Consider the following 24,182-nt stretch of genomic DNA (forward strand, 5'->3'; position numbering starts at 1 on the left):
ACCTCTTTTTCTGTTTACGGCAGTATTTTCTTCAGCAAGAGCTCAAGGGTTGCCACTTCATCTGCCGTTAAGTTTTTTGTTAGTTCCTGATGCAGTGTTTGTCCTACTAATTGATGACATTGCTCGCACATGGCCGCGCCATCACTGGTCAGCTTTACCAGTACGCCGCGTTTGTCATTTGGGTTAGGGCTTCGTTCTATCCATCCTTTGCAGACGAGACGATCGAGCATGCGGGTTAACGCACCCAGATCGACAGAGAGCACCTTTTTAAGCTCAACCGGTGTAATACACACTTCGCAGCGAATGGAACACAGCACTTTGAACTGTGTTGCGGTGATATCCAGCGGTGACAGATAGTCGTTGAGCAGGCGATCTTTTTTCTGATTTACCATATGAATAAGACGACCCAGCGGAACAACGTCGTTAAAGATATCACTGGTGCTTTTCACAATGGTTGCCCTGGCAAGTAGTTAGTCACGGCAGATATTATTGCTCAGGCAAGTATAAGTCAACTGAATGAGTCAGCCGATGCCACGAATTGCTAAAACGTTTCATGAACTTTTTTTGAGGTCTTTCAAATCAGATAGATAACTGCGAGTTATGATTTCAGAGGGAGAAGAATCGTCGCGCTGCACCCATAGCTGAATGTCATACTTTCCCCCTATAATTGCTGAGTTAAATATGGATAAGGACAACAACGCACTATGTTGGATTTAATTAAAGCAATCAGCCTTGGGCTGGTGGTCTTGCTGCCGTTGGCTAACCCGTTAACGACGGTGGCGCTGTTCCTCGGGCTGGCAGGGAATATGAACAGCGCCGAGCGCAACCATCAGTCGATGATGGCCTCGGTGTATGTGTTTGCCATCATGATGGTGGCCTACTATGCCGGACAGGTGGTGATGAATACCTTCGGGATTTCCATCCCCGGCCTGCGTATCGCCGGGGGGCTGATTGTGGCCTTTATCGGTTTCCGCATGCTGTTCCCGGCGCAAAAAGCGCATGAGTCACCGGAAGCGACCAGCAAATCGGAAGAGCTGGAAACCGAACCGAGTGCGAATATCGCCTTTGTACCGATCGCCATGCCGAGCACGGCGGGGCCGGGTACCATCGCGATGATCATCAGCTCCGCGTCGACGGTGCGCGACAGCGCAACCTTCCCGGACTGGGTGCTGACGGTTGCGCCGCCGCTGATTTTTGCAATTATCGGGGTTATTGTGTGGGCGTCGCTGCGCAGTTCTGGCGCCATTATGCGCTGGGTAGGCAAGGGCGGTATCGAGGCGATTTCCCGTCTGATGGGCTTCTTACTGGTCTGTATGGGCGTGCAATTTATTATTAACGGCGTGCTGGAAATTATTAAGACCTATCATTGATGTCTTGCCCGGCGGCGCTTCGCTTGCACGGGCCTACGGGTTTTGTAGGCCGGGTAAGGCGAAGCCGCCACCCGGCAAGAAGGCTCACCCGTGCTGCCCCTGTTCCTCCAGCGCCACCGGCCACTTACGGAAGATGAGCACCGACCAGACCAGCGCTACCAGGGCCGGAATGGCGCCCAGATAGCCAATCGCCGACATTGATACGTGCAGTATTACCTGATTTCCCACCAGCGCGCCCGCGCCAATCCCCAGATTGAAAATCCCTGAGAACAGCGACATGGCGACGTCCGTTGCATCCGGTGCCAGGGCCAGGACTTTCACCTGCATGCCCAGACCAATAATCATGATCGCCACGCCCCAGAACAGGCTGAGGATCGCCAGATGGCCTTCACTGCCTGCGGCAGGCATCAGCAGCAGCAGGCAGGCCAGCAGCAGACCAATAGCGCTGCTCACCAGCGTCGAAGCATGCCGGTTACCCAGCTTACCGAACAGCACGCTGCCAATAATGCCTGCTCCGCCGAGGATCAACAGTAAGACGGTGGCAAAGTTGGCGCTAAAGCCCGCCACCACCTGCACAAACGGTTCAATGTAGCTATACGCCGTGTAATGGGCCGTCACCACAATAGCGGTCAGCAGGTAGATACTCAGCAGCGCCGGGCGACGCATCAGCAGCGGCAGGCTTTTCAGGGAGCCGGAATGTTCGCTCGGCAGCGCGGGCAGCAGTTTAATCAGGCACACCAGCGTTACCAGCGCGCCCATACCAATGGCGAAGAACGTCGTACGCCAGCCGAAGTATTGCCCCACGATGCGACCAATCGGCAGTCCCAGCACCATCGCCAGTGCGGTACCGGTAGCAATCAGGCTCAGCGCCTGCGCGCGTTTCCCTGCCGGAGCGAGTCGAATAGCCAGAGACGCGGTGATCGACCAGAACACCGCATGGGCAAAGGCAATGCCGATGCGGCTGATGACCAGCACCGTAAAATTCCACGCCATAAACGACAGCACGTGGCTCGCAATGAACAAGACAAACAGACCGATCAGCAGCCTGCGCCGCTCCATCTGGCTGGTCAGCAGCATAAACGGCAAGGACATCAGCGCCACTACCCAGGCGTAGATGGTCAACATAATGCCCACCTGAGCCGTTTCCATCTGGAAACTTTCAGCGATGTCAGACAACAGCCCAACCGGCACAAATTCTGTGGTGTTAAAAATAAACGCGGCAATGGCCAGCGTGACCACGCGTAGCCACGCAACCCTGCGGGAAACTGTGTTCGTTGTCATAGGGATGTCGGAGATTCGTTGCTGAAAAGAAGAGGAGACGATCTTAAAACGTTGAACGGCGAAAACTCAACCATTATGTGACGCAGATCTCAATATTTACCTTATGAAAGCGGTAGCCGTGAACGCCGTTTTCATTGAATATAAAAGAACAACACAATAAAAACAGGCGGTAAGACAATGCAGGAGATTGATTTTTATCTGGTAGATGCGTTCAGCGATACCTCATTTGGCGGCAATCCGGCCGCCGTTTGCCCGCTGAAAGCGTGGTTGCCCGATGAGACCTTACTGCAAATGGCGCAGCAGCATAATCAGTCGGAAACGGCTTTTTTCGTCTGCAGTAAAGGGGGCATTGAGCTACGCTGGTTTACCACGCTTACCGAAGTCAATCTCTGCGGCCACGCTACGCTTGCGGCCGCGCACGTGCTGTTTACCGAACTGGATTACCCGGACTCGCGGATCCACTTTGAAACCGCGTCTGGCCGCCTGACGGTCAGCCGGGAGGGAGAGTGGATGACCCTGGACTTCCCGGCATGTCCAACCCATGAAGAGACGCCTCCGCCGGAGATGCTTTCGGCGCTGGGTATCAGCCGCTACGTTGAAGCCCGTAAAGGGCGCGCCTGGCTCATCGTTCTGGAAAATCGCCAGCAGGTTGAAGCGCTTGCGCCGCGCTTCTCGGCGATGACGCCGGGCGAGCATAAGGTGAGCGTGACGGCGCGCGGTGAGGGGGAATATGATTTTGTCAGCCGCTTTTTCTCCCCTGGCGTATCCGTCCCGGAAGACCCGGTCACCGGCTCCGCGCACACCATGCTGATCCCGTACTGGAGCGAAAAGCTGGGCAAAACGACGCTGTTTGCCCGTCAGGTTTCAGCCCGGGGTGGTGATGTACGCTGTGAGCTGAAAGGTTCGCGCGTGCTGATGGGCGGGCAGGCCACGCTTTATCTGAAAGGCACAGTTTTTCTGCGCTAAATAGCCATAACAAGAGAGGAAGAGACAATGCAGGAAATTGATTTTTATCTGGTGGATGCCTTCAGCGATAAAACCTTTGGCGGCAACGCCGCCGCGGTATGTCCTCTGGAAGAGTGGCTGCCGGACGAGACGCTGCTCAAAATGGCGCAGCAGCATAACCAGTCTGAGACCGCCTTTTTCGTGCGCACCGACGGTGGGTTTGAGCTGCGCTGGTTTACCACGCTGGATGAAATTAACCTGTGCGGTCACGCTACGCTTGCCGCATCACACGTCATTTTCGAATACCTTGATTATCCGCATACCGAAATCACCTTCACCACCCGCTTCGTGGGTGAACTGACGGTTAAACGCAGCGGCGACTGGCTGACGCTGAACTTCCCCGCGTGGTCGACGGAGGTTGTGGAAAATCCTCCCGAGGTGCTGTTTAGCGCGCTCGGCATCACGGCGGCAAAAGAGGTGCGCGTCGGACGCGATTACATGGTGGTGCTGGAGAGCCAGCAGCAGGTTGAAGCGTTAACGCCGGATATTGGGGCCATGCTTCCGCTGGATAAAATGGTCTGCGTGACCGCGCCGGGAGAAGAATATGACTTCGTCAGCCGCTTCTTCTGTCCGGGCGAAGGGGTGCCGGAAGACCCGGTCACCGGATCCGCCCACAGCATGCTGATCCCGTACTGGAGCGAAAAGCTGGGCAAAACGTCACTCAATGCCCGTCAGGGGGCAGACCGCGGCGGGGATCTGCGCTGCGAGCTGAAGGGCGACCGCGTGCTGATTGGCGGCCAGGCGACCCTGTATCTGAAAGGGCGTATCTTCCTGCGCTAGCTGAGGGAGGCACCGCCGCATATCACCATCTCCTGGCCGGTGATGGCGGCGGCGTCTTCTCTAAGCAAGAAACTCACCAGTGCGGCCACCTCTTCTGGCGCGATTAAACGTCCGATTGGCGGACATTTCGGGGGCGAGGTTTCCCGCCCTGGGGCGCTGAGCATCGGCGTTTGGGTGGCCCCAGGCGAGACCACGTTAGCCGTGATCCCGCGCGGGGCCAGTTCCGCCGCCCAGCTCCTGACCATTCCTACCATCGCTGCTTTTGTGGCAACATACTGCGATCGTCCTGCTGCACCACGAGAGGTTCTGCTGCCTATCGCCACAAAGCGTCCGCCGGCAGCCATAGAGGGCGCAAAATGGTTAAACAATGCCTCACAGGCCCGGACGTGGAGCTGCCACAGTGAGGCGCTAACGAGGCTTTCCAGCTGGCCCAACGGCGCGGCGGCCATCATCCCGGCGGCATGGATCGCTGCCTGGGGTGTGGCGATGGTGTGCAGGGCGTTGCACAACGCATCAGGATCGGTGATATCAACGCGAAGGCTGGTGAAGCCAGGCGTATCCAGCGTCACGGCTCGGCGGCTGAGCCCGGTGACCTGCCAGCCCTCCGCCAGCAATCGCTTAACAATGGCCTCACCAATTCCGGAGCTGGCCCCGGTGACGACGGCGTGACGCATTTCAGACCTCCAGCATCGCGCGGGGAACCTTAAACACCGCTTTGCGGACCATCATCGGGGCCTCTACAGCGCATAGCGCCTGGTGAGGTTCTCCGGGATAAAAGACCACAAAGTCACCATCGGCAAGCCGGATCCTGACGCTATGTTCGGCTGATGGAGCAATAAAGAGATCCGGTTTACGCTCTTCATCTTCCGGCCTGCCTGCGGGAAGCGCTCCGGCATAAATATGCTCTTCACCCGCCAACACAATCTGGATGTCCGCCCACTGATGATGGTATTCCGTATGCCGGTCGGCGCGCGGCTGCGTCTGCGCCGGCCCAATGTGGCAAAACCACGGCGCATTCTCAGGCTGCCAGCGTCCGTCATCGCGTTCGCAGAGGGCTTTCAGCGTACAGTCCGGGCGGGAAAGCAGGGCGTATAGCGCCGCCGGTAGCCCTGCCAGCGGCAGGGCGTTGAGATGCCCGATAATCATATTACCCCCTTGACCCATTCTGGCGTCACCCGCACGTATTTGATGGCCTGGCGGAAGTAGGTGTAAGCGATATGAAGATTGCCCTCAGCTCCCTGCTTGATGCTGGGATAGGAGAATTCGCGATTGAGTTTTTCCATGGAGTTGTTGGTCATGCAGTAACCATCCCCTTCATCCAGATGACGCTGCCACGGCCAGCTTTTCCCGCCGTCCGGCGAAATGGCGACGGTCATCGGCGCGCGCGGCGCGCCCCAGAAGGCTGTCCGACCGCTGGTGACCACCGGCTCTTTACGACCGTCACCATCGTCAATTTCATCGTATAGCGATGCGCGACGTTCACGCGCGCCAGCGGCGCTCATGGCGTTAAAGACCAGCGCGAGTTCACCGCTGGCAAGGGTTGTTACCTGAATAGAGGAGTTGTTATTGGGTAGCTCCGTCGGCTCCGGTACGGACCAGCTTTCGCCGTTATCCGTCGACTGGCTGTAATAAATATTCTCCGCCCAGCGGCTGCGGAACAGCGCCACCAGGGTGCCGTTGTGAAGCGGGGTAATATTCATATGTACACAGCCCAGGCTTTCCGGCACCTCGACATCGCGCCACGTTTTGCCACCATCTGCGGAGATTTTTACCGCGCTGATATCGTCGTTTCCGACCCATTTCTCTCCCGGCCGGGTGCGGCAGTAAAATACCGGCAGCAGCCAGCTGCCGTTGTCCAGCACGACAATGGGCTGGCGAATAAACGTGCCCGGTTTATCGAGCAGGGTTGCGATGACCCCCCAGGTTTTCCCCAGATCGCGAGACTGGCGATAGCGAACAATAGCCGTGTCCTGATTACCGGAAATCTGTGCGGTCCACAGCAGCCACAGCACGTTGTCCGGGGCCAGGAACAGAACCGGGTTTTGTTCGGAACGCGTGGGATCGTCCGACAGTTTTACCGCATCACTCCACTGCTGGCTGCCAGGCGCCAGGCGTGAACTCCATACGGAGATATCCGCGATACCTTCCTGGGTTCCACCGAACCAGACGCACATCAGCGAGCCATCCGGGAGCGGCAGCAGATTCGCCGCGTGGTTTTGTGGGCAAGAGGAAGGCAGCATGGCGGCCTCCGTGCGGGCATCCTGTTGCGGGCGAACTATCCCGTCGCGGGTTACGGTTACAGACATATCAGACTCCATTATTTTCAACGGGGGTTGGCGCTTTACCCTGCGCTTTTCCCGGAATGAGACGGTCAATCACCATGATGACGGCAGGGGTCAGTAGGGCGATGTACATATTGTTGATGCCAAAAGGATCGCCCAGCAGATACCAGACGGAGGTCACGACGCAGGCGCCAATCAGGCCCGCATTGGCACCACGGGTGCTGCGGAAGAACGGGGCGTAGAAGGCGATAACGGCCACCACTGAAATCGACAGACGAATAGCGCGGGTAAAGAAGGAGAGCTTCAGGACTTCAGGCACCAGCAGAACAAAAATCAGCGGCAGGAAACCAATCAGCAGGGAGATCCAGCGGGTGGCCTTAAATTCCTGCTCAGGCGTCGGGTTGCGCATCGGCACGTAAAAGTCTTTTACCACCAGGGAGGCGATAGCCAGCGCAACGGTACTGACGCTGACGAAAATAGATGCCACCAGAGAGGTGGTGACCAGACCGGCCAGCCACGGGTTCATATCCTGCAGGAAAATCGGCATCGCATACAGGCTGTTAATCTCCGGGTGCAGGTATTTAGCCGCCACGCCGATTACCGCGATGGCCAGCGCAATCGGCAGGCAGAAGAAGAACGCAACCCAGGTAGAGCGTTTGGCCGATTTCACGTCTTTGGTAGAGGAGATTGCCTGAATCACAAACTGGGTACAGAAGATGGAACCAATGGTGCCGATGAGCCAGGCGAAAATGGTCGACGCGCCGATATTGCCATCCCAGGTCCAGTAGAAGTCCGGCATGTTTTCAATCATTGGCGCGAAGCCGCCCGTCTTAGACAGCGCAAAGCCCATGATGGCCAGAATGCCGAAGTATTTCAGCGCGCTGTGCAGCACCGTCACCCAGGCCACACCCTTCATGCCGCCAAAGGCGAAATAGAAGGTACTGACGATGGCCGTAATAAAGGCGGCAACGGGGAGATTTACTTTCAGTACCGTGGAAATAGCCGCCGCGCCGCTAACGTAATTCCCCACGTTAACCAGCAGCAGGGCATAGATCATGATGATGGAGATAATGTTTTTGGTGCTGTTACCGTATTTTTCAGCAATCGCACCAGAGATGGTGATTTTTCCGGTGCTATAGATGCGTTTTACCAGCAGCAGGCCAAAGAGCGGGAAGCCAATTGCGGCCCCGATGACGGACCAGGACGCAGCAAAACCGTCTTCAAACGCCGCCTGCGCGGTGCCGATAGTGGATTTGGCGCCGATATACTCGGACATCAGCAGGATCCCGACAATAAACGCCGGCATCGCGCGGGAGCCTTCCATAAAGTCCCCGGAGTTTTTACTGCGGATCCGGAAGGTTAGCCAGGTCGTGAACAGGATGTAGACAATGACTATGCCCACAATGATCAGGGTATCTTCAGCGGTAAAATTATTCATCTTTGCCTCTCTTCAGGGCGAGTGAATCCTGGGCACCTCGGGCACCCGGTATTCTTATTGACGAAACAAACGCCGTTTAGTTAAGTGACGTCGTCACTATTCGGCGTATCTGTTGGCACTGCTGCTCGCTAAACGCCACGGCATAGCGACTTTCTCCGACGTCTTCCCCCATGATCTGCAGCGCTTTTTTGACTGCGGCAGGCGAAAACGCCACGTTGTAAAGCTCGGTACGAAGCTGGGTGACGCGCTCCTGCGCCAGACGAGAACCGTCAATATCACCCGCGTTAAAGCGTGACCAGATGGCGTTGATGGCCTCCGGCGCCACGTTCGCCAGTCCGGAAATACAGGCCGAACATCCGTCGACGAAGCCCTGATGGATAAGCGAATCCGGGCCGTTCAGCACGTCGAATCCGCCAATGTCGCTCACCGCATTGAGGAATCCGCTCAGGCTCTCGTAACTTCCGGCACTGTCTTTAATTCCGATAATGTTAGGATGTTCAGCCAGCGCGCGTGCGGTAGCGGGCTCAATGGTGTTGCCGGTACGCGCCGGAATGTTGTACAGAAATACCGGGACGGCTAGCGCGTCGGCGATAGCGGTGTAATGTGAGACGAGTTCAGCCTGCTTCAGCGGAACGAAGTAAGGGGTAATGACGGAAACGGCGTCGACGCCCAGCGAGGCGATCTGTTTTCCGAGGCGGATGGTTTCACGGGTCGAGATTTCACCAATGTGCGCCACTACCGGGGCTCGCCCGGCAACCGTTTCCACACAGGTACGGGTAACGGCGATTTTTTCTTCTTCGTTCAGCACGAAGAACTCGCCGTTTGTGCCGCCGCAGAAGATGCCGTTACCAGCATTAAGTTGACGATCGATCTGTAGTTTAAGGCCCGGTAGGTTCAGTGCGCCTTCCGTATCAAAGGGGGTCACGATGGCCGTCAGTACGCCCCTGATGTTGTTATGCATGATTCACTCCCTGGCTATTCATGTTGGGAAACAGTGTCCGGTAAATCGCCTGCACCTCGTCGTGGTTGACCTGACAAGGGGCGTTGTTCATTAGCCGCTTAACGTTAAGGGCCGCATCGCTCAGGGAGGGGACGTCGTCGCGCGGTACGCCCAGCGCCTCCAGGTTGTCCGGCAGGTTGAGCCTTCGAACCAGCGCGGCAAAGTAGTCCACCAGCGCGTGGGATTTTTCTTCGTCTGACAGCGCCGTATCCGCACCGGGCACCAAATCCCATACCTGTGCAAATTTCTTCAGGCAGTGGGGCCGAACCGCTCGCATGCAGGGGGCCAGCAGAATGGCGTTAGCGACGCCGTGCGGCAGGTGATATTTACCGCCAAGCGGATAGGAAAGGGCGTGAACCAGGTGCGTGCCTGCATGCGCAATGGCAACCCCGCCGTAGTAAGACGCCCACAGCATCTCCAGCTTCGCCAGCAGATTTCCCGGTTCGGCGCAGGCCGTTTCAATGTTGTTCAGCAGCTTAGCCAGTCCCGTCAGCGCGGCGTTATCGCTGACCGGGTTGGCGACCGTTGAGGTGAAACACTCAATCAGATGACACAACGCATCAATCCCGGTTGATGAGGCAATATGCGCGGGCATGCTGGTGGTCAGCTCCGGCAGCAGGGCGACGTAATCGGGCAGCAGTACGGGGGAGATAATGCCCACTTTCGTGTTTTGCTCCGGAATCGCCAGGATGGCATTCGGCGTCGCTTCCGAGCCGGTTCCGGCAGTAGCCGGGATCAGAAGAGAGGGGATGCGTGCCTCAGGTTTTATACCCGCCAGAAGGTTATCCAGCCCCGGTGACAGCGGATGGCACAGCACTGAGAGCAGTTTGGCCACATCCAGTACGCTACCGCCGCCGATCCCCACGACAAGCCCAAACGTCCCGTTTAACCCCGCGAGCAGCTGGCTGACATCGTGGTGGGAGGGTTCAGGCGGTACGCTGTCAATAATCATGACGCGGCGGTTGTCCTCTTCGAGGATCGCGCGGATCTGCTTTGCTGCCTCCAGACGCGCAATGTTGCCGTCCGTCACCAGCAGCAGCTGCGTTTTATCAGTGAGTAACGGCCTGATGGCGGCGATGGCATTCGCGCCGCTAATAATGGTGCTGTTGATCGTAACCACGCTTTTCTCCTGTCTCTGTGCCCATGATTGATTTCGCTCAAATAAGACGCTTCATGGTCATCGTGTGGCTGAATTTATAATTTATTCGCAAACTGATTAACTTGATCTTGCTCACATATAATCAATCATGATTGAATATAATCATTAACAGGAAAGGCGAACCCGGAGTGGGGATGAAAGTGAACAATCTGTACAGAGAGGTCGTGGTCGTCGCAGATGACTTTACCGGCGCTAACGATGCCGGCGTCAGCCTGGCGCTGTGCGGCAAAAAAGTCAGCGTGGCGTTTCATACACCTTTTACCCAGGCGACCGATGCGCTGATCGTCAATACCGATTCCCGGGCGCTGTCGGCATGGGAGGCAGCCGAAAAGGTGACCGCACTCGGGGCCGATGTCGCGGATGCCCGCTGGCTCATCAAAAAAATGGATTCGACGCTGCGCGGCAACGCGGGGGCTGAGTCACAGGCCCTGAAGACATTAAGCGGCAAACGCCAGGTGATTGTTGCCCCGGCATACCCCGCGGCAGGGCGGATCACGCGGCAAGGCAGGTGTCTGGTAAACGGCATTCCGGTGGACGAAACCGAATTTGCCAGCGATCCCAAAACGCCCGTTCCTTCTGCCGCGATTGCTGACCTTTTTCGCGACGTGAGCGGTAAAAACGTGACCGTGGAGACGCTGGCAGCCGAACTGGCGCAGGGAACGGAGTGGATCTTTGTTGATGCGCAGACCGACGAGGAGCTGGACGCCATTATCGCCGCAGCAATGACCTGCGCACAGATGCCGCTGCTGGTGGGCTCTGCCGGGCTATGCGATGCGCTGGCCCGTCATCTGGCCCCGGCGCGACGCAAGCAGCTGTTAGCCGTGGTGGGGTCGATGAGTGAGATCGCTCAACGCCAGGTCGCACTGGCCACAGGTGTTTCCGGCGTCTCGTCGGTATTCATTGATGTGAATGACGTTTTGCGCGGCGTTACGGCCGGGTATCTCGCGCAGATCGCGCAGGTGCTACAGGCTGGGCATCACTGCATTGTTCATACCTGCGCGGGCAACGATGCTCGCCATCAGGTCGAGCAACTCTGTCGGCAGCATCACGTCACCCGGGCTGGCCTGGGCGAAAAAATCTGTACGTTTTTAGGCGAACTGACCCGACAGGTGCTTGCGGTGCACGAGCCGGACGCGCTGTACGTCTCCGGTGGCGATGTGGCGATGGCCGTTGCGAAGGCACTGGATGCTCGGGGGTTTGAAATTACCGGATGCGTCGCACAGTGCGTGCCGGTCGGAAAATTTCTGGGTTGCGGCTGGCAGCAGCCGGTAATGACCAAAGCAGGGGGCTTCGGAAAGGAAGATACGCTGCTTGAGGTTCTGTATTTTATCGAGGAGAGACTGAGTGACTAAAATCATTGCTGTAACCATGGGTGACCCGGCTGGCATTGGCCCGGAAATCATTATCAAATCCCTCACCGAAGGCGAGCTTTCAGGGGCGCCGGTTGTTGTCGTGGGCTGCGCCAGAACGCTGCAGCGGGTGCTGGATAAAGGGATCGCCGGGCGGGCGGATATACGTCTTATCGATGCGGTGAGCGACGCGAAATTTGCCCCTGGCGTGATTAACGTGCTGGACGAACCGCTGGCCGATCCTGATGCGTTAAAGCCGGGAGTCGTTCAGGCTGCAGCAGGGGATCTGGCCTATCGCTGCGTGAAGCGAGCCACCGAGCTGGCGATGGCGGGCAAGGTGAAGGCTATCGCGACGGCTCCTCTGAATAAAGAGGCTCTGCATCTTGCCGGTCATCTCTATCCGGGCCACACCGAGCTGCTGGCGCATCTGACCGACAGCAAAGATTACGCCATGGTGCTGTATACGGATAAGCTGAAGGTGATCCACATCACCACCCACATTGCGCTGCGCAAATTCCTTGATACGCTCAATCAGGATCGGGTAAAAACCGTGATTGGTATTGCAGATAGCTTCCTGAAACGCGTCGGGTTCGCGCATCCTCGCATTGCCGTTGCCGGTGTAAACCCGCATGCGGGTGAGAACGGCCTGTTTGGTGACGAAGAGATCAAAATTGTCGGCCCGGCCGTTGAGGCAATGAAAGCGCAGGGGTTAAACGTCACTGGACCGTGTCCACCGGATACGGTGTTTATGCAATGCCACGAAGGAATGTATGACATGGTCGTTGCGATGTATCACGATCAGGGGCATATTCCGCTAAAATTGCTCGGCTTTTATGACGGGGTGAATATCACCGCCGGGTTACCGTTTATCCGTACCTCTGCTGACCACGGAACCGCGTTCGATATTGCCTGGACCGGTAAAGCGAAGTCTGAGAGCATGACGGTGTCTATCCAGTTGGCTATGCAAATTACACGGGAATGATATGAAGGGATATAACCGGTTAGAGCAGATAATGGATTACCTGAAGGGGCATAATCTGGTGACGGTGGATCAGCTGGTGGCAATTACCGATGCCTCTCCGGCAACGATCCGCAGGGATTTGATTAAGCTCGATCAGGAAGGTGTGATTAGCCGTACCCATGGCGGCGTTACCCTTAACCGGTTTATTCCTTCCCAGCCCACGACGCATGAAAAAATGCAGCGTAGCCTCGCGGAAAAACACGCTATCGCCAGCGCGGCAGCGAGCTTTGTTAAAGCAGGGGACGCCATTGTGCTGGATGCCGGCACCACGATGATTGAACTCGCTCGTCAGCTGACGCATCTTCCGCTTCGCGTGATCACCAGCGATTTGCACATTGCGCTGTTTCTCTCGGAATTCCGACAGATTGAAGTAACCATTATCGGCGGGCGTATCGATGATTCGAGCCAGTCCTGCATCGGTGAACACGGCCGTCGCCTGCTGCAAAACGTCTGGCCGGACGTGGCTTTTGTCAGCTGTAACGGATGGGATATCACTCGCGGCATAACCTCGCCGACGGAAGAGAAGGCCGCGCTTAAGCGCGATTTAATTGCCAACGCTAAACGCCGCGTGCTGCTGGCGGACAGCTCCAAGTATGGCGCCTGGTCACTGTTTAACGTGGCGCATCTTCATACCCTGACGGATATCGTGACCGACAGCAGGCTCGATGAGACGACACAGGCCGGGCTGAGGGCGTTAGATGTCCAGCTGACGCTGGCGTCATGACATAAGTTAATACTATGTAGCACCCCGGCAGGCCTGCGCTATGTTGAAATTTAGTCTTACATAAAAAGCAAGGAGCCTGCCATGTATTCCATTACCTCTGAATCTGCACGTCATCCGGACATTCTCAACCTGATCGCGGCGCTTGACCGCTATCAGAGCGAACTCTATCCCGCCGAAAGCAATCATCTGCTCGACCTGTCTGCGCTGCCGGAAACCTCGCTGATCCTGATGGTCATTCGCGACCAGCAGCTCCAGGCCGTGGGCTGTGGGGCCATCGTGCTCAACGGCGACGGAACGGGGGAGATGAAGCGGGTCTATATTGACCCGGCCCATCGGGGGCAGCATCTCGGCGAGACGCTGCTGGCCGCCCTGGAAGATGAAGCCCTGAGCCGCCAGTGTCATACCGTAAGGCTTGAGACGGGCATCAAACAGCGCGCCGCGGTTCGTCTGTATGAGCAGTGCGGGTACGATTTGCGTCCGGCATTTGCCCCGTACGCTGAGGACCCGCTCAGCCTGTTTATGGAGAAGGCGCTGGTTGAAGACGTTCGTTTAGCAGCGCTATAAAGGCTTCCAGCTGGCGGGTCATCGCCCCGCGTCGCCACACCAGCCAGGTCGTGAGCCAGCGCCAGTTTTCCGCCAGCGGCCAGGCTTCAACCTGATGATGGCCCGGCATACTCTCCAGCATCGAGCGCGGCATCAGCGCGATGCCCGCGCCCGCAATGACGCAGGCGAGCATGCCGTGGTAGGACTCCATCTCATGAATGCGGCCGGGCGTAGCTCTGTCCGCATGAAACCAGCTTTCCAGGTGTCGGCGATACGAGCAGTTCGCGCGAAAGGCGTAAACGTCGCTGCCGCTGACCTGCGTGGCGCGCGTCACCTCCGCATGCCCGGCAGGCGTGACCAGCATCATCTCTTCCCGGTAGACCGGCATGCCCTCCAGCTCCGGGTGCGACAGCGGCCCGTCGACAAAGGCGGCGCTGAGGGTTCCCTCCAGTACGCCATCAATCATCGTTCCGGATGGCCCGGTAGAAAGGGCAAACTGGATGCGCGGATAGCGCTGGTTAAACTGCGCCAGCGTTTCAGGAATGCGCACCGCAGCGGTGCTTTCCAGCGCGCCGAGGGCAAATAACCCCTGCGGCTCATCGCCCGCGACGACCATACGCGCCTCATCCACCAGAGCGAGGATCTGCCTGCTGTAGCGCAGGAAGTTATGCCCGGCGGGGGATAAGCGCAAACGCTGGTTCTCACGAATAAAAAGCTCGACGCCAAGATCGGCTTCCAGCTGGCGGATGCGGGTGGTCAGATTGGACGGCACGCGATGCACCTTCTGCGCCGCCTGGGTGATGCTGCCCGTCAGCGCGACGGCGTTAAACATTTCAAGCTGGGTTAAGTCCATAGCATTCTCGTTTCGTGAATAAGGTGGTTAGTATTATTCATTTTTAAGAAATAGCAGAGTGAGCCACAATGAATCAACCGAAATGCGTGGAGAAAAACATGACTTATTCATCTGCTACACATGCCCTCTCTGTTAACCCGGCAACGGGAGAAACCCTCGCTGCGTATCCCTGGGCGACGCCGGAAGAGGTTGAACGCGCGATTGCTCACTCTGACGCGGGGTATCGCCAGTGGCGACGCGAAAGCGTGTCCCATCGGGCGCAGAAGCTGCGGGATCTCGGTGCCGCGCTGCGAAACCGCGCGGAAGAGATGGCGCAGATAATCTCCCGTGAAATGGGGAAACCCATCCTGCAGGCGCGGGCGGAAGTGGCAAAATCCGCCGGTCTGTGCGACTGGTATGCCGGGCACGGCCCGGCGATGCTGCGTGCGGAGCCTACGCTGGTGGAAAACCACAACGCGGTCATTGAATACCGTCCGCTGGGACCGATTCTTGCGGTGATGCCATGGAACTTCCCGCTCTGGCAGGTGCTGCGCGGCGCGGTGCCGATCCTGCTGGCAGGTAACAGCTATCTGCTTAAGCATGCGCCAAACGTGCTCGGCTCTGCGGATCTTATTGGGCAGATATTTGCGGATGCCGGTTTCCCTGAAGGCGTATTCGGCTGGGTGAACGCCACCAATGACGGCGTAAGCCAGGCGATTAACGATCGCCGTATTGCGGCCGTGACCGTCACCGGCAGCGTTCGTGCCGGTGCGGCCATCGGCGCGCAGGCGGGAGCCGCGCTGAAAAAATGCGTGCTTGAGCTGGGCGGTTCCGACCCGTTTATCGTTCTCAACGATGCCGACCTCGATCTTGCCGTAAAGGCGGCGGTAGCGGGGCGCTACCAGAATACCGGGCAGGTTTGCGCGGCGGCGAAACGTTTTATCGTCGAGGAGGGTATCGCAGAGACCTTTACGCAACGTTTTGTCGAGGCCGTTTCTGCGCTGAATATGGGTGCACCGGATCGGGAAGAGAACTTTATTGGCCCGATGGCGCGCTATGACCTGCGCGATGAACTGCATCAGCAGGTTCAGGCCACGCTGGCCGAAGGGGCAACGCTGCTGCTGGGCGGAGAGAAGATCGGCGGAGAGGGGAATTACTACGCGCCAACCGTGCTGTCGAACGTCACCCCGTCGATGACGGCGTTCCGCCAGGAACTGTTTGGTCCGGTCGCGGCCATAACGGTCGCGAAAGACGCGGAGCACGCCCTGACGCTCGCCAACGACAGCGACTTTGGCCTGTCCGCCACCGTCTTCACCGCTGACGCGGCGCTTGCGGATAAATTCTCCCGCGAGCTGGAGTGCGGCGGCGTGTTTATCAACGGCTTTAGCGCCAGCGACGCGCGCGTGGCCTTCGGCGGCGTGAAGAAAAGCGGCTTTGGCCGCGAGCTTTCCCACTTTGGGCTGCACGAGTTCTGCAACGTGCAGACGGTGTGGAAGGATCGCGTGTAATTTTTTCGGCCCTCATCACGAGGGCCGTTGTCATTTCTCTGCAATGGTTCTGTCATTTTCATTTCGTAGACTCGCTCGCGTCTAACGCATTGTTAATGAAGAAAATCATGAACCTAACGCAAATTTTTCGCCGTATTGCGCAGCGTCTCACCCCTCGTCACTTTGGTCTGCTGACGGGTATCTTTTGCATTATTGGCCTTTTCTCCGCGCTGCAGCTCTCCTCGTCATTCCTGCTTAACGCCTCCCTGAACGACGCCCAGCGTAACGAGCAGCAAAACCTGCTGGCCTGGCAGCAGCAGAGCAAGCTGGATCTGGCCCGCGTTTCCCTGCTGGCGGCAAGCGATCTGCTTAACCGGTCCGGCGTCTGGTTTATGCAGGATAAAGAGACCGGCTCCGACGGAAGCTGGCATAGCCTGATGGACGATGCGCAAAAGGCGCTGACGGTTTCTCAGCAGGCGTGGAAGGCCTGGCTGGCGCTCAATCCGCCGAAAGACGATGCTCTGGTGAACAGCTATCAGCTTTTCTACGGCGCGATCAACGAGCAGGCTGAAGGGCTTCTCAAGACCAACACCATCGACGCTTTTTTTGCCGTACCGGCTCAGGCGTTTCAGTCTGATTTTAACGACAACTATGCGCGCTATCAGCTGGCAAGCGAGAAGCAGGCCATGCAGGGGCGCCAGAGCCTAATGGCACAGCTCTCCGGTCTGCAAACGTTGTTCCTGTTTGCGCCGGGGCTGCTGCTCGCCATCGCGGTTGCCGTCTGGTTCGGCATGTCCAGATGGGTGATTTCGCCGCTGCGTCGGTTGATTGCGCATATTAACCGGCTGGCGGCAGGGGATCTCTCCGGCACGCCGCCGGACGTCATGCGCTTCAACCGGGAGATAGGGCAGCTTAGCGACAGTATTGCGACGATGCAGCACGGTCTGCAGCAACTGGTGACGCAGGTCAGCCATGCCACCGCCACCATGGTGGAGAATATTGGCTCCCTGGCGGAGGGTAACCAAAAGCTGTATCAGCAGTCAGCGCGCCAGGCGAAAGAGCTTGAGGATGTGACGGCGCATATTGCATCGCTGGAAAGCCATGTGGAAGGGAATACCGGCTATGCCAGGCTCGCCAGCTCGCGGGCCGATGAAGCGCGTCAGGCCGCCGTGGGCGGCGACCAGATGATGTCTACCGTGAATGCGTCCATGCAGGCGATCGTCGACCGATCCTCTGAGATGCGCGGGATCGTGGCGATGATCGACAGCGTGGCGTTCCAGACCAACATCCTGGCGCTGAATGCGGCCATTGAGGCGGCTCATGCCGGAAACCAGGGGCGCGGCTTTGCCGTCGTCGCCCGGGAAGTCGGGCTGTTGGCCAGAAAAAGCAGCCACTCGACGCAGACCATTCAGGAGCTTATTAACCGCTCGCTGCAGGGCATTGAAGACGGTTCGCGTGCCGTTACCCTGATGGAAGAGAATTTGCAGCAGGTCACCGGTCTGGTGGGCAATTTAAGCAGTTTGCTGAATGAGATCTCAACCGCCACGCTCAGCCAGGGAGACAGTATTCACCAGATGACGCGCCAGCTTCAGGCGCTGAATCAGGTCTCCCGGCAGACGGACCTGTTGGTCTCTGACGCCTCGGACGCCTCTGAGCGGCTGCAAAAGCAATCCGATCTTTTATTGCAGGCCGTTTCGCGTTTTCGTCTTAGCGCCTGACGCAATACATAAGCCTCTGTTATACTCGCAGCCCGTTTTAGCCTGAGGGCAAGGAGCAAAGTGTGGCTGCGGTCATCCATAATGAGATGTTGGACGAGATTCTGGCGCAGGTTCGTCCGTTAATTGGAAAGGGGAAGGTTGCCGACTATATTCCGGCCCTTGCCTCGGTGAGCGGGAATAAGCTGGGGATTGCTATCTGTACCATCGACGGACAGCGATACCAGGCAGGCGATGCAACGGAACGTTTTTCCATTCAGTCCATCTCGAAAGTGCTGAGTCTGGTTGCGGCGATGCGCCAGTATGATGAAGAAGAGATCTGGGAGCGTGTCGGTAAAGATCCTTCCGGCCAGCCTTTTAACTCGCTGCTTCAGCTTGAGATTGAGCAGGGTAAACCGCGAAATCCCTTCATTAATGCCGGGGCGCTGGTGGTCTGCGATATGCTGCAAAGCCGCCTCAGCGCACCGCGACAGAGAATGCTTGAGATTGTTCGCCAGCTTTCGGGCGTTGACGATATTGCCTATGATGCGGTGGTGGCACGCTCGGAGTTTGAACACTCCGCCCGTAACGCGGCTATCGCGTGGCTAATGAAATCCTTCGGTAATTTCCACAACGACGTGGCGACCGTGCTGCAAAACTACTTCCATTATTGCGCCCTGAAAATGAGCTGCGTTGAGCTGGCTCAGACGTTCCTGTTCCTTGCGCACCAGGGGCACGCGCCGCACCTCGATCAGGAGGTGGTTTCTCCGCTTCAGGCCCGGCAGGTTAACGCGCTGATGGCCACCAGCGGGATGTATCAAAACGCCGGCGAGTTTGCCTGGCGCGTTGGGCTTCCGGCTAAATCGGGCGTCGGCGGCGGGGTCGTGGCGATTGTGCCGCACGAAATGGCGATAGCCGTCTGGAGCCCGGAACTGGATGAAACGGGAAATTCGCTTGCCGGCGTGGCGGTTCTGGAGAAACTGACCCAGCGTCTGGGACGTTCCGTATACTGATGTCCGATCTGGATCCTCTCTTTTCCCGCCTGGCGCGATCGCCATTTCGCTCGCGCTTTCGCCTGGGCGATAAGGAACGCCAGTACTGCTGGGACAAAGGCCCCGACACTATTGACCAGCATGCCGCGGATTTTGTCGAAAAGCGCCTTGCCCCGGCACACCCCGCAAACGACGGTAAACAGACGCCCATGCGCGGTCACCCGGTGTTTATCGCTCAGCATGCCACCGCCACCTGTTGTCGGGGCTGTCTGGCAAAATGGCATAATATTCCGCAGGGTGTGACGCTCACGGCGCCGCAACAAAATTATATCGTCAGCGTTATCCACCACTGGCTGGTGCTGCAGATGAACGCCTAAATTTGACGAGTTATGCTCCCGTGGTATTTGTGTTATAGATGCATCCCAAGTTAGTCCCGATCATGCTGACGACCGCAATAATTGCCATAAGCTTTCATATGGAATGATATTTAATGCGTTCTGCTCTTACCGCTTTCAGGCCGTTCCAGCCCGACACGCCGCTGCGAAATGCGTCGACGATCTTCATCCTCACCACCTTATTCTATTTTGTGGGTGCGGAATTACGGCTCGTTGAGGCCCTGTCGCTGTTCTGGCCGCTGAATGGCGTCATGGCAGGGATCTTCGCCCGCTATGTTTACCTGAATCGCCTGCAGTACTATGCGGTATGTTATGTCGCGATGTTGTTGTACGACGCGGTGACGACCAACTGGGGTATGGCCTCAGTGGCGATCAACCTGTCTAACATGATCTTTATCGTTGTTGTCGCCGTGCTGGTTCAGCGCGACAAGCGGCTGATGAAGAGAACACCCGATCCGCTTAACGCATTACGCCTGTTCAACTACTGTCTGATTGCCGCGCTGCTTTGTGCCTTGCTCGGTGCGGTGGGGTCGGTCGGGATTGACAGTCACACCTTCTGGCCGCTGTTTGCCGACTGGTTTAGCGAGCAGTTCTCAACCGGCGTGCTTGTTGTGCCATGTATGCTCACGTTGCGTATGCCCGGGCGTGAACTCAGGTTACGTCTGGAGCAGTTGCTGCCGGTGATGGCGCTGATCGTCTCGGTGGTCGCGTCGGTGGTGATTGGCGGCGCGGGGAGCCTCTCGTTTCCTCTGCCTGCGCTTATCTGGTGTGCGGTTCGCTATTCATTGCCTGCGACCTGTCTGCTGACGTTTATCACGGGCGCCACTGAAATCATTTTGGTCGCTAACTCGATTATTAATATTGCCGTGGCGACGCCGTTTACGACGCCAATGATGTTTTCAGCCAGGCTGGGCATCGCCACGATGGCTATCTGTCCGGTGATGGTTTCCGTCAGCATGGCGGCGATTAATTCCCTGATCCGCCAGGTTTCACTGAGGGCGGATTATGACTTTTTGACGCGCGTCTACTCGCGTTCCGGGCTTTATGAGGCCTTAAAGCATGAAGAGACGTACCGGCATACGCGTTTTCTGACCGTCATGCTGCTGGATATTGATTACTTCAAAAGCATTAATGATAACTACGGCCACGAGTGTGGAGACCGCGTGCTGGCCTCGTTTGCCCGACAGGTTCAGCAGGTCGTCGGCGAAGATGGCATGGTGGCGCGCATGGGCGGGGAAGAGTTCGCTGTGGTGATCAATGCAGGCGACGCGCAGCACGGTTTTGAACTGGCTGAACGTATCCGTTCCACCGTTGCCAGCCATCCGTTTACCTGGCGTCAGCAGACGCTCTTTCTGACGGTCAGTATTGGCCTCGGAAGCGGAAAGGCGGAGTCATGGCAGTTGACCGAGGTCTTCAACAAGCTCATGGCCGAAGCGGACGATCATCTCTATCGTTCAAAAAAAGCGGGTCGAAACCGTACCAGCGCCCGGGTGGCTGACGAGCAAGCTGCCGCGCCTTCCGGGAGTGAAATATAGCTGCGTTAATCGTCATAAGGCATTGACGTGAATAGTAAGCGGCTTAACAGGCAGTCAGAACACTGACAATGTCTCTGTTTAAGCTACGCTTTTAGTAACGCTTTACGTCAGGAGACATTATGAAAGCACCTGCAACCCCTGAAAATGAAACGGAACGTCTTAACTCACTGCGTGAATCAGGCCTGCTTGAGATCGACAGTTCCCCGGCGTTTGACCGGCTAACACGTCTGGCAAAACGCTTCTTCCAGGTGCCGCTGGCGATGGTCAATCTCATTGATGAGCATTCGCTAATCGTGAAGTCGGCCGACGGCCAGGCGCCCGGCACCGTTCCGCGTAACATCTCATTTTGTGGGCATACGATCCTCGCCGAAGCGCCGCTGGTGGTGGGGGATATGCTTCAGGACGATCGTTTTGCGGATAACCCGCTGGTGGCCGGTGAACCTCGCGTGCGGTTTTACGCGGGCTTCCCGCTGCGCCTGCGCGACGGCGCCAGCGTTGGCTCGCTGTGCCTGATTGATTACGCTCCCCGGGAGTTTTCTGCCGCCGACCTCGCCGTCCTGGGAGATCTTGGCGCGCTGGCCGAAGATGAATTTGCAGCAATCAGCGCGGCGACCACGGATGAATTAACCGGGCTATTCAACCGTCGGGGCTTTAATCAACTCGTGCGCTTCACGCTTTCCGTTGCCCGGCGTCGGGCCGAGCCGCTGACGCTCGGCTGGCTGGATTTGGATCGCTTTAAGGAAATCAACGATCGCTTCGGGCATGAAGAGGGGGATAAGGCGCTGAAAGCCATGGCGCAGCTGATGCGTGCCTCTTTCCGTGAAGCGGATCTGCTGGTGCGTTTTGGCGGGGACGAATTCGCCGTGCTCTTCGCGGATACGGACGAGCAGGGCGCCTGGATTGCCATGCAGTATCTCGCCGAGCAGGTAGAAAGCTATAACGCCCGGAAGCTTCACCCCTGGTCACTCCACTTCTCATGGGGGCTAAGTGAATTCGATCATAACGGCAACGACCTGCAGCAGTGGTTAAAAGATGCCGATGAGAAGATGTATGCCATGAAGCAGCAGCGCCAGCGTTCCCGGTGACATAACAAAAGCGTATGTTCGATCCGTTTGCGTTAAGAAGATGTTAAATGCACAGTGACGGTATTCAACGTAAGGAAAAACAATGAATACCTCACTGCAAATCAAAAATCTCACCCGAGACGACATTCTCACCCACCTTGATGCGCTGGCTGGGATCCTCGAAAACTGTGTGAACGGCGGGGCATCCGTCAGCTTTATGCTTCCCTTTAGCCTGGAGAAGGGCCGTTCTTTCTGGCGCGGTATTGCTGAAAGCGTAGGGCGCAACGAGCGCCTCGTGCTGGCCTGCGTCGACCCGCAGGACGGCGTCATCGGAACGGTGCAGCTGATCACAGACCAGCCGGAAAACCAGCCGCACCGCGCGGATGTGGCGAAGCTGTTGGTTCACGAGAAAGCGCGCCGGAAAGGCGCCGCGATGGCATTGATGGAAGCGCTTGAAGTGGAGGCCCGGGCCAGAGACATTTCGGTTATGGTACTCGATACCTCCACAGGCAGCGGGGCCGAGACGTTTTACCAGCGCGCCGGATGGCAAAAGGTTGGCGAGATCCCTCGCTATGCGCTGATGCCGGACGGCGCCATGACGGCCACGTCGGTGTTCTATAAGTTCTTATGATTATTTTGTACAACTACGCCGTCCATTGATCAAAACAGGGTTCCCGGTCGTTAAGTTTTGATAAGTTATCGTACCAATCTTATCAGGCTGTATGACTAATCATAAAAGGAACCCCCTTGTGAACACGCTCAATCGTCGTGATTTTCCCGGTGCCCAATATCCAGAACGCATCATTCAGTTTGGTGAAGGCAACTTCCTGCGTGCGTTCGTCGACTGGCAAATTGACCTGTTAAATGAACATACCGATCTTAACGCCGGCGTGGTTATCGTCCGTCCTATTGAGAGCGACTTCCCGCCGTCGCTGAGCACTCAGGATGGTCTCTACACCACCGTCATTCGCGGCCTGAACGAGCTGGGTGAAGCGGTGAGTGAGAGCCGTCTTATCCGCTCGGTTAACGGTGAAATCAGCGTCTACGACGACTATGACGCGTTTCTTAAACTGGCCCACAATCCGGATATGCGCTTTGTTTTCTCGAACACCACCGAAGCGGGTATTAGCTACCACGCGGGTGACCGATTCGACGATGCCCCTGCGGTGAGCTACCCGGCGAAGCTGACGCGACTGCTGTTTGAGCGCTTCAGCCACTTCAACGGTGCACCGGATAAAGGCTGGATCATCATTCCGTGCGAGCTGATTGACTACAACGGTGATGCGCTGCGTGAACTCGTCCTGCGCTATGCCAGGGAGTGGGCGCTGCCTGCCGCCTTTATCCAGTGGCTAAACGATGCCAACAGCTTCTGCTCGACGCTGGTCGACCGTATCGTGACCGGTTACCCGCGCGATGAAGCGGCCACGCTGGAAGCTGAGCTGGGCTATCACGATGGGTTCCTGGACACGGCTGAACATTTCTATCTGTTTGTTATCCAGGGGCCGGCATCCCTTGCTCAGGAACTCCGTCTGGATAAGTACCCGTTAAATGTGCTGATTGTCGACGACATCAGGCCCTACAAAGAGCGCAAAGTCGCCATCCTGAACGGCGCGCACACGGCGCTGGTGCCGGTGGCATTCCAGTCTGGGCTGGATACGGTGGGCGAGGCGATGAATGATGCTGAGATCTGCGCATTCGTCGAAAAAGCGATTTATCAGGAGATTATTCCGGTGCTCGATCTGCCGCGTGACGAGCTGGAATCTTTCGCCAGTGCGGTAACAGGGCGTTTTCGTAATCCCTATATCCGACACCAGCTGCTTTCCATCGCGCTCAACGGCATGACCAAATACCGCACCCGTATCCTGCCGCAGCTGCTGGCAGGGCAGAAGGCAGGCGGACAATTGCCGGCGCGTCTGACGTTCGCGCTGGCTGCACTGATAGCGTTTTATCGCGCGGAGCGTAACGGGGAAAACTACCCGGTACAGGATGATGCATTCTGGCTGGAACGTTATCAACAGCTCTGGGCGCAGCACCGCGACCAGCAGTTGAGTACCCGTGACCTGGTGCAGTCCGTACTGAGCGTGAGCGAGCATTGGGAACAGGATCTGACGCAGGTCTCCGGACTTGTCGACCAGGTCACTCTGGACCTTGACGCCATACTGCTGAAGGGAATGCGCGCAGCGGTTAAACCCCTTTGCTGATCACGTTACCCGGCTCCGGCCGGGTTTTAT

The 24,182-nt window shown here is 57.3% G+C and carries 24 protein-coding genes; 15 read left to right on the plus strand and 9 right to left on the minus strand.

Going from position 1 to position 24,182, the window contains the following annotated elements:
• Positions 1-14: 14 nt before the first annotated feature.
• On the minus strand, positions 15-449 hold the full coding sequence (gene marR / locus L370_RS04395; RefSeq protein ID WP_008502236.1) for a multiple antibiotic resistance transcriptional regulator MarR: 435 nt from the start codon (positions 447-449) through the stop codon (positions 15-17).
• 255 nt (positions 450-704) lie between these two features.
• Between marR and L370_RS04390 the strand changes: the two genes are divergently transcribed.
• The gene (locus L370_RS04390; protein ID WP_023335699.1) at positions 705-1,370 is read left to right on the plus strand and encodes a MarC family NAAT transporter; all 666 of its coding nucleotides are present in this window, start codon (positions 705-707) and stop codon (positions 1,368-1,370) included.
• A gap of 84 nt (positions 1,371-1,454) precedes the next feature.
• Here the strand turns inward: L370_RS04390 and L370_RS04385 are convergent, their stop codons facing one another.
• Positions 1,455-2,651, minus strand: a complete 1,197-nt coding sequence (locus L370_RS04385; RefSeq protein ID WP_023335700.1) for a sugar transporter — start codon at positions 2,649-2,651, stop codon at positions 1,455-1,457.
• Positions 2,652-2,828: 177 nt separating this feature from the next.
• Here L370_RS04385 and L370_RS04380 point away from each other — a divergent pair, with 177 nt between their 5' ends.
• Positions 2,829-3,617: a PhzF family phenazine biosynthesis protein gene (locus tag L370_RS04380; protein ID WP_023335701.1), complete on the plus strand. Its 789-nt coding sequence runs from the start codon at positions 2,829-2,831 to the stop codon at positions 3,615-3,617.
• Positions 3,618-3,644: 27 nt separating this feature from the next.
• The gene (locus tag L370_RS04375; protein WP_023335702.1) at positions 3,645-4,436 is read left to right on the plus strand and encodes a PhzF family phenazine biosynthesis protein; all 792 of its coding nucleotides are present in this window, start codon (positions 3,645-3,647) and stop codon (positions 4,434-4,436) included.
• On the opposite strand, the gene L370_RS04370 is transcribed toward L370_RS04375, so the two are convergent.
• The 6 genes from L370_RS04370 to L370_RS04345 all read right to left on the minus strand — a co-directional run bounded on the left by L370_RS04370 (position 4,433) and on the right by L370_RS04345 (position 10,276).
• The gene (locus tag L370_RS04370; protein ID WP_023335703.1) at positions 4,433-5,110 is read right to left on the minus strand and encodes an SDR family NAD(P)-dependent oxidoreductase; all 678 of its coding nucleotides are present in this window, start codon (positions 5,108-5,110) and stop codon (positions 4,433-4,435) included. The genes L370_RS04375 and L370_RS04370 overlap by 4 nt on opposite strands.
• Before the next feature lies 1 nt (position 5,111).
• Positions 5,112-5,582, minus strand: a complete 471-nt coding sequence (locus tag L370_RS04365; protein ID WP_023335704.1) for a NanQ anomerase/TabA/YiaL family protein — start codon at positions 5,580-5,582, stop codon at positions 5,112-5,114.
• The gene (locus L370_RS04360) at positions 5,579-6,742 is read right to left on the minus strand and encodes a sialidase family protein (protein WP_023335705.1); all 1,164 of its coding nucleotides are present in this window, start codon (positions 6,740-6,742) and stop codon (positions 5,579-5,581) included. The genes L370_RS04365 and L370_RS04360 overlap by 4 nt, the downstream gene beginning before the upstream one ends.
• A 1-nt stretch (position 6,743) precedes the next feature.
• Positions 6,744-8,156, minus strand: a complete 1,413-nt coding sequence (locus L370_RS04355) for a sodium:solute symporter family protein (protein WP_023335706.1) — start codon at positions 8,154-8,156, stop codon at positions 6,744-6,746.
• Positions 8,157-8,232: 76 nt separating this feature from the next.
• Positions 8,233-9,117, minus strand: a complete 885-nt coding sequence (locus tag L370_RS04350) for a dihydrodipicolinate synthase family protein (protein WP_023335707.1) — start codon at positions 9,115-9,117, stop codon at positions 8,233-8,235.
• Positions 9,110-10,276, minus strand: a complete 1,167-nt coding sequence (locus tag L370_RS04345) for an iron-containing alcohol dehydrogenase (protein WP_023335708.1) — start codon at positions 10,274-10,276, stop codon at positions 9,110-9,112. Before L370_RS04345 ends, L370_RS04350 begins: the two co-directional genes overlap by 8 nt.
• A 173-nt stretch (positions 10,277-10,449) precedes the next feature.
• Between L370_RS04345 and L370_RS04340 the strand changes: the two genes are divergently transcribed.
• From L370_RS04340 to L370_RS04325, 4 genes are all read left to right on the plus strand, one after another.
• Positions 10,450-11,667: a D-threonate kinase gene (locus L370_RS04340; RefSeq protein ID WP_023335709.1), complete on the plus strand. Its 1,218-nt coding sequence runs from the start codon at positions 10,450-10,452 to the stop codon at positions 11,665-11,667.
• On the plus strand, positions 11,660-12,646 hold the full coding sequence (locus L370_RS04335) for a D-threonate 4-phosphate dehydrogenase (protein WP_023335710.1): 987 nt from the start codon (positions 11,660-11,662) through the stop codon (positions 12,644-12,646). Before L370_RS04340 ends, L370_RS04335 begins: the two co-directional genes overlap by 8 nt.
• Position 12,647: 1 nt before the next feature.
• A complete protein-coding gene (locus L370_RS04330) occupies positions 12,648-13,409 on the plus strand; it encodes a DeoR/GlpR family DNA-binding transcription regulator (protein ID WP_023335711.1) in 762 nt (253 codons plus the stop codon).
• Positions 13,410-13,490: 81 nt separating this feature from the next.
• Positions 13,491-13,973 (plus strand): GNAT family N-acetyltransferase, encoded by a 483-nt coding sequence (locus L370_RS04325; protein WP_023335712.1) that lies wholly within the window; start codon positions 13,491-13,493, stop codon positions 13,971-13,973.
• Here L370_RS04325 and L370_RS04320 read toward each other — a convergent pair.
• Complete coding sequence (locus tag L370_RS04320; RefSeq protein WP_023335713.1) at positions 13,927-14,805, minus strand: putrescine utilization regulator PtrR; 879 nt, start codon at positions 14,803-14,805, stop codon at positions 13,927-13,929. The genes L370_RS04325 and L370_RS04320 overlap by 47 nt on opposite strands.
• A 98-nt stretch (positions 14,806-14,903) precedes the next feature.
• Here L370_RS04320 and sad point away from each other — a divergent pair, with 98 nt between their 5' ends.
• The 8 genes from sad (at position 14,904) to L370_RS04280 (ending at position 24,152) form a co-directional block, all read left to right on the plus strand.
• Positions 14,904-16,292, plus strand: coding sequence for a succinate-semialdehyde dehydrogenase (gene sad / locus L370_RS04315; protein WP_032666606.1), 1,389 nt, complete (start codon positions 14,904-14,906; stop codon positions 16,290-16,292).
• A 107-nt stretch (positions 16,293-16,399) separates the two neighbouring features.
• Positions 16,400-17,989: a methyl-accepting chemotaxis protein gene (locus L370_RS04310; protein WP_032666724.1), complete on the plus strand. Its 1,590-nt coding sequence runs from the start codon at positions 16,400-16,402 to the stop codon at positions 17,987-17,989.
• Positions 17,990-18,051: 62 nt separating this feature from the next.
• Complete coding sequence (gene glsB, locus L370_RS04305) at positions 18,052-18,978, plus strand: glutaminase B (RefSeq protein ID WP_023335716.1); 927 nt, start codon at positions 18,052-18,054, stop codon at positions 18,976-18,978.
• Positions 18,978-19,334: a DUF4186 domain-containing protein gene (locus L370_RS04300; RefSeq protein ID WP_023335717.1), complete on the plus strand. Its 357-nt coding sequence runs from the start codon at positions 18,978-18,980 to the stop codon at positions 19,332-19,334. The genes glsB and L370_RS04300 overlap by 1 nt, the downstream gene beginning before the upstream one ends.
• 113 nt (positions 19,335-19,447) lie before the next feature.
• Positions 19,448-20,887 (plus strand): sensor domain-containing diguanylate cyclase, encoded by a 1,440-nt coding sequence (locus tag L370_RS04295; protein ID WP_023335718.1) that lies wholly within the window; start codon positions 19,448-19,450, stop codon positions 20,885-20,887.
• Positions 20,888-21,006: 119 nt separating this feature from the next.
• Complete coding sequence (locus L370_RS04290; RefSeq protein ID WP_023335719.1) at positions 21,007-21,972, plus strand: sensor domain-containing diguanylate cyclase; 966 nt, start codon at positions 21,007-21,009, stop codon at positions 21,970-21,972.
• Between the two features lie 82 nt (positions 21,973-22,054).
• Positions 22,055-22,582 (plus strand): GNAT family N-acetyltransferase, encoded by a 528-nt coding sequence (locus L370_RS04285; protein ID WP_023335720.1) that lies wholly within the window; start codon positions 22,055-22,057, stop codon positions 22,580-22,582.
• 118 nt (positions 22,583-22,700) lie between these two features.
• Positions 22,701-24,152, plus strand: a complete 1,452-nt coding sequence (locus L370_RS04280) for a tagaturonate reductase (protein ID WP_023335721.1) — start codon at positions 22,701-22,703, stop codon at positions 24,150-24,152.
• Positions 24,153-24,182 lie beyond the last annotated feature (30 nt).

Source organism: Enterobacter sp. MGH 24 (genome assembly GCF_000493015.1).
Taxonomy (GTDB): Bacteria; Pseudomonadota; Gammaproteobacteria; order Enterobacterales; family Enterobacteriaceae; genus Enterobacter.

Bases quoted from the DNA above. Each gene is read 5' to 3' on its own strand.
- L370_RS04390 (WP_023335699.1), top strand. From the start codon at position 705: ATGTTGGATTTAATTAAAGCAATCAGCCTTGGGCTGGTGGTCTTGCTG.
- L370_RS04385 (WP_023335700.1), bottom strand. From the start codon at position 2,651: ATGACAACGAACACAGTTTCCCGCAGGGTTGCGTGGCTACGCGTGGTC.
- L370_RS04380 (WP_023335701.1), top strand. From the start codon at position 2,829: ATGCAGGAGATTGATTTTTATCTGGTAGATGCGTTCAGCGATACCTCA.
- L370_RS04375 (WP_023335702.1), top strand. From the start codon at position 3,645: ATGCAGGAAATTGATTTTTATCTGGTGGATGCCTTCAGCGATAAAACC.
- L370_RS04370 (WP_023335703.1), bottom strand. From the start codon at position 5,110: ATGCGTCACGCCGTCGTCACCGGGGCCAGCTCCGGAATTGGTGAGGCC.
- L370_RS04365 (WP_023335704.1), bottom strand. From the start codon at position 5,582: ATGATTATCGGGCATCTCAACGCCCTGCCGCTGGCAGGGCTACCGGCG.
- L370_RS04360 (WP_023335705.1), bottom strand. From the start codon at position 6,742: ATGTCTGTAACCGTAACCCGCGACGGGATAGTTCGCCCGCAACAGGAT.
- L370_RS04355 (WP_023335706.1), bottom strand. From the start codon at position 8,156: ATGAATAATTTTACCGCTGAAGATACCCTGATCATTGTGGGCATAGTC.
- L370_RS04350 (WP_023335707.1), bottom strand. From the start codon at position 9,117: ATGCATAACAACATCAGGGGCGTACTGACGGCCATCGTGACCCCCTTT.
- L370_RS04340 (WP_023335709.1), top strand. From the start codon at position 10,450: ATGAAAGTGAACAATCTGTACAGAGAGGTCGTGGTCGTCGCAGATGAC.
- L370_RS04330 (WP_023335711.1), top strand. From the start codon at position 12,648: ATGAAGGGATATAACCGGTTAGAGCAGATAATGGATTACCTGAAGGGG.
- L370_RS04325 (WP_023335712.1), top strand. From the start codon at position 13,491: ATGTATTCCATTACCTCTGAATCTGCACGTCATCCGGACATTCTCAAC.
- L370_RS04320 (WP_023335713.1), bottom strand. From the start codon at position 14,805: ATGGACTTAACCCAGCTTGAAATGTTTAACGCCGTCGCGCTGACGGGC.
- sad (WP_032666606.1), top strand. From the start codon at position 14,904: ATGACTTATTCATCTGCTACACATGCCCTCTCTGTTAACCCGGCAACG.
- L370_RS04310 (WP_032666724.1), top strand. From the start codon at position 16,400: ATGAACCTAACGCAAATTTTTCGCCGTATTGCGCAGCGTCTCACCCCT.
- L370_RS04300 (WP_023335717.1), top strand. From the start codon at position 18,978: ATGTCCGATCTGGATCCTCTCTTTTCCCGCCTGGCGCGATCGCCATTT.
- L370_RS04295 (WP_023335718.1), top strand. From the start codon at position 19,448: ATGCGTTCTGCTCTTACCGCTTTCAGGCCGTTCCAGCCCGACACGCCG.
- L370_RS04290 (WP_023335719.1), top strand. From the start codon at position 21,007: ATGAAAGCACCTGCAACCCCTGAAAATGAAACGGAACGTCTTAACTCA.
- L370_RS04285 (WP_023335720.1), top strand. From the start codon at position 22,055: ATGAATACCTCACTGCAAATCAAAAATCTCACCCGAGACGACATTCTC.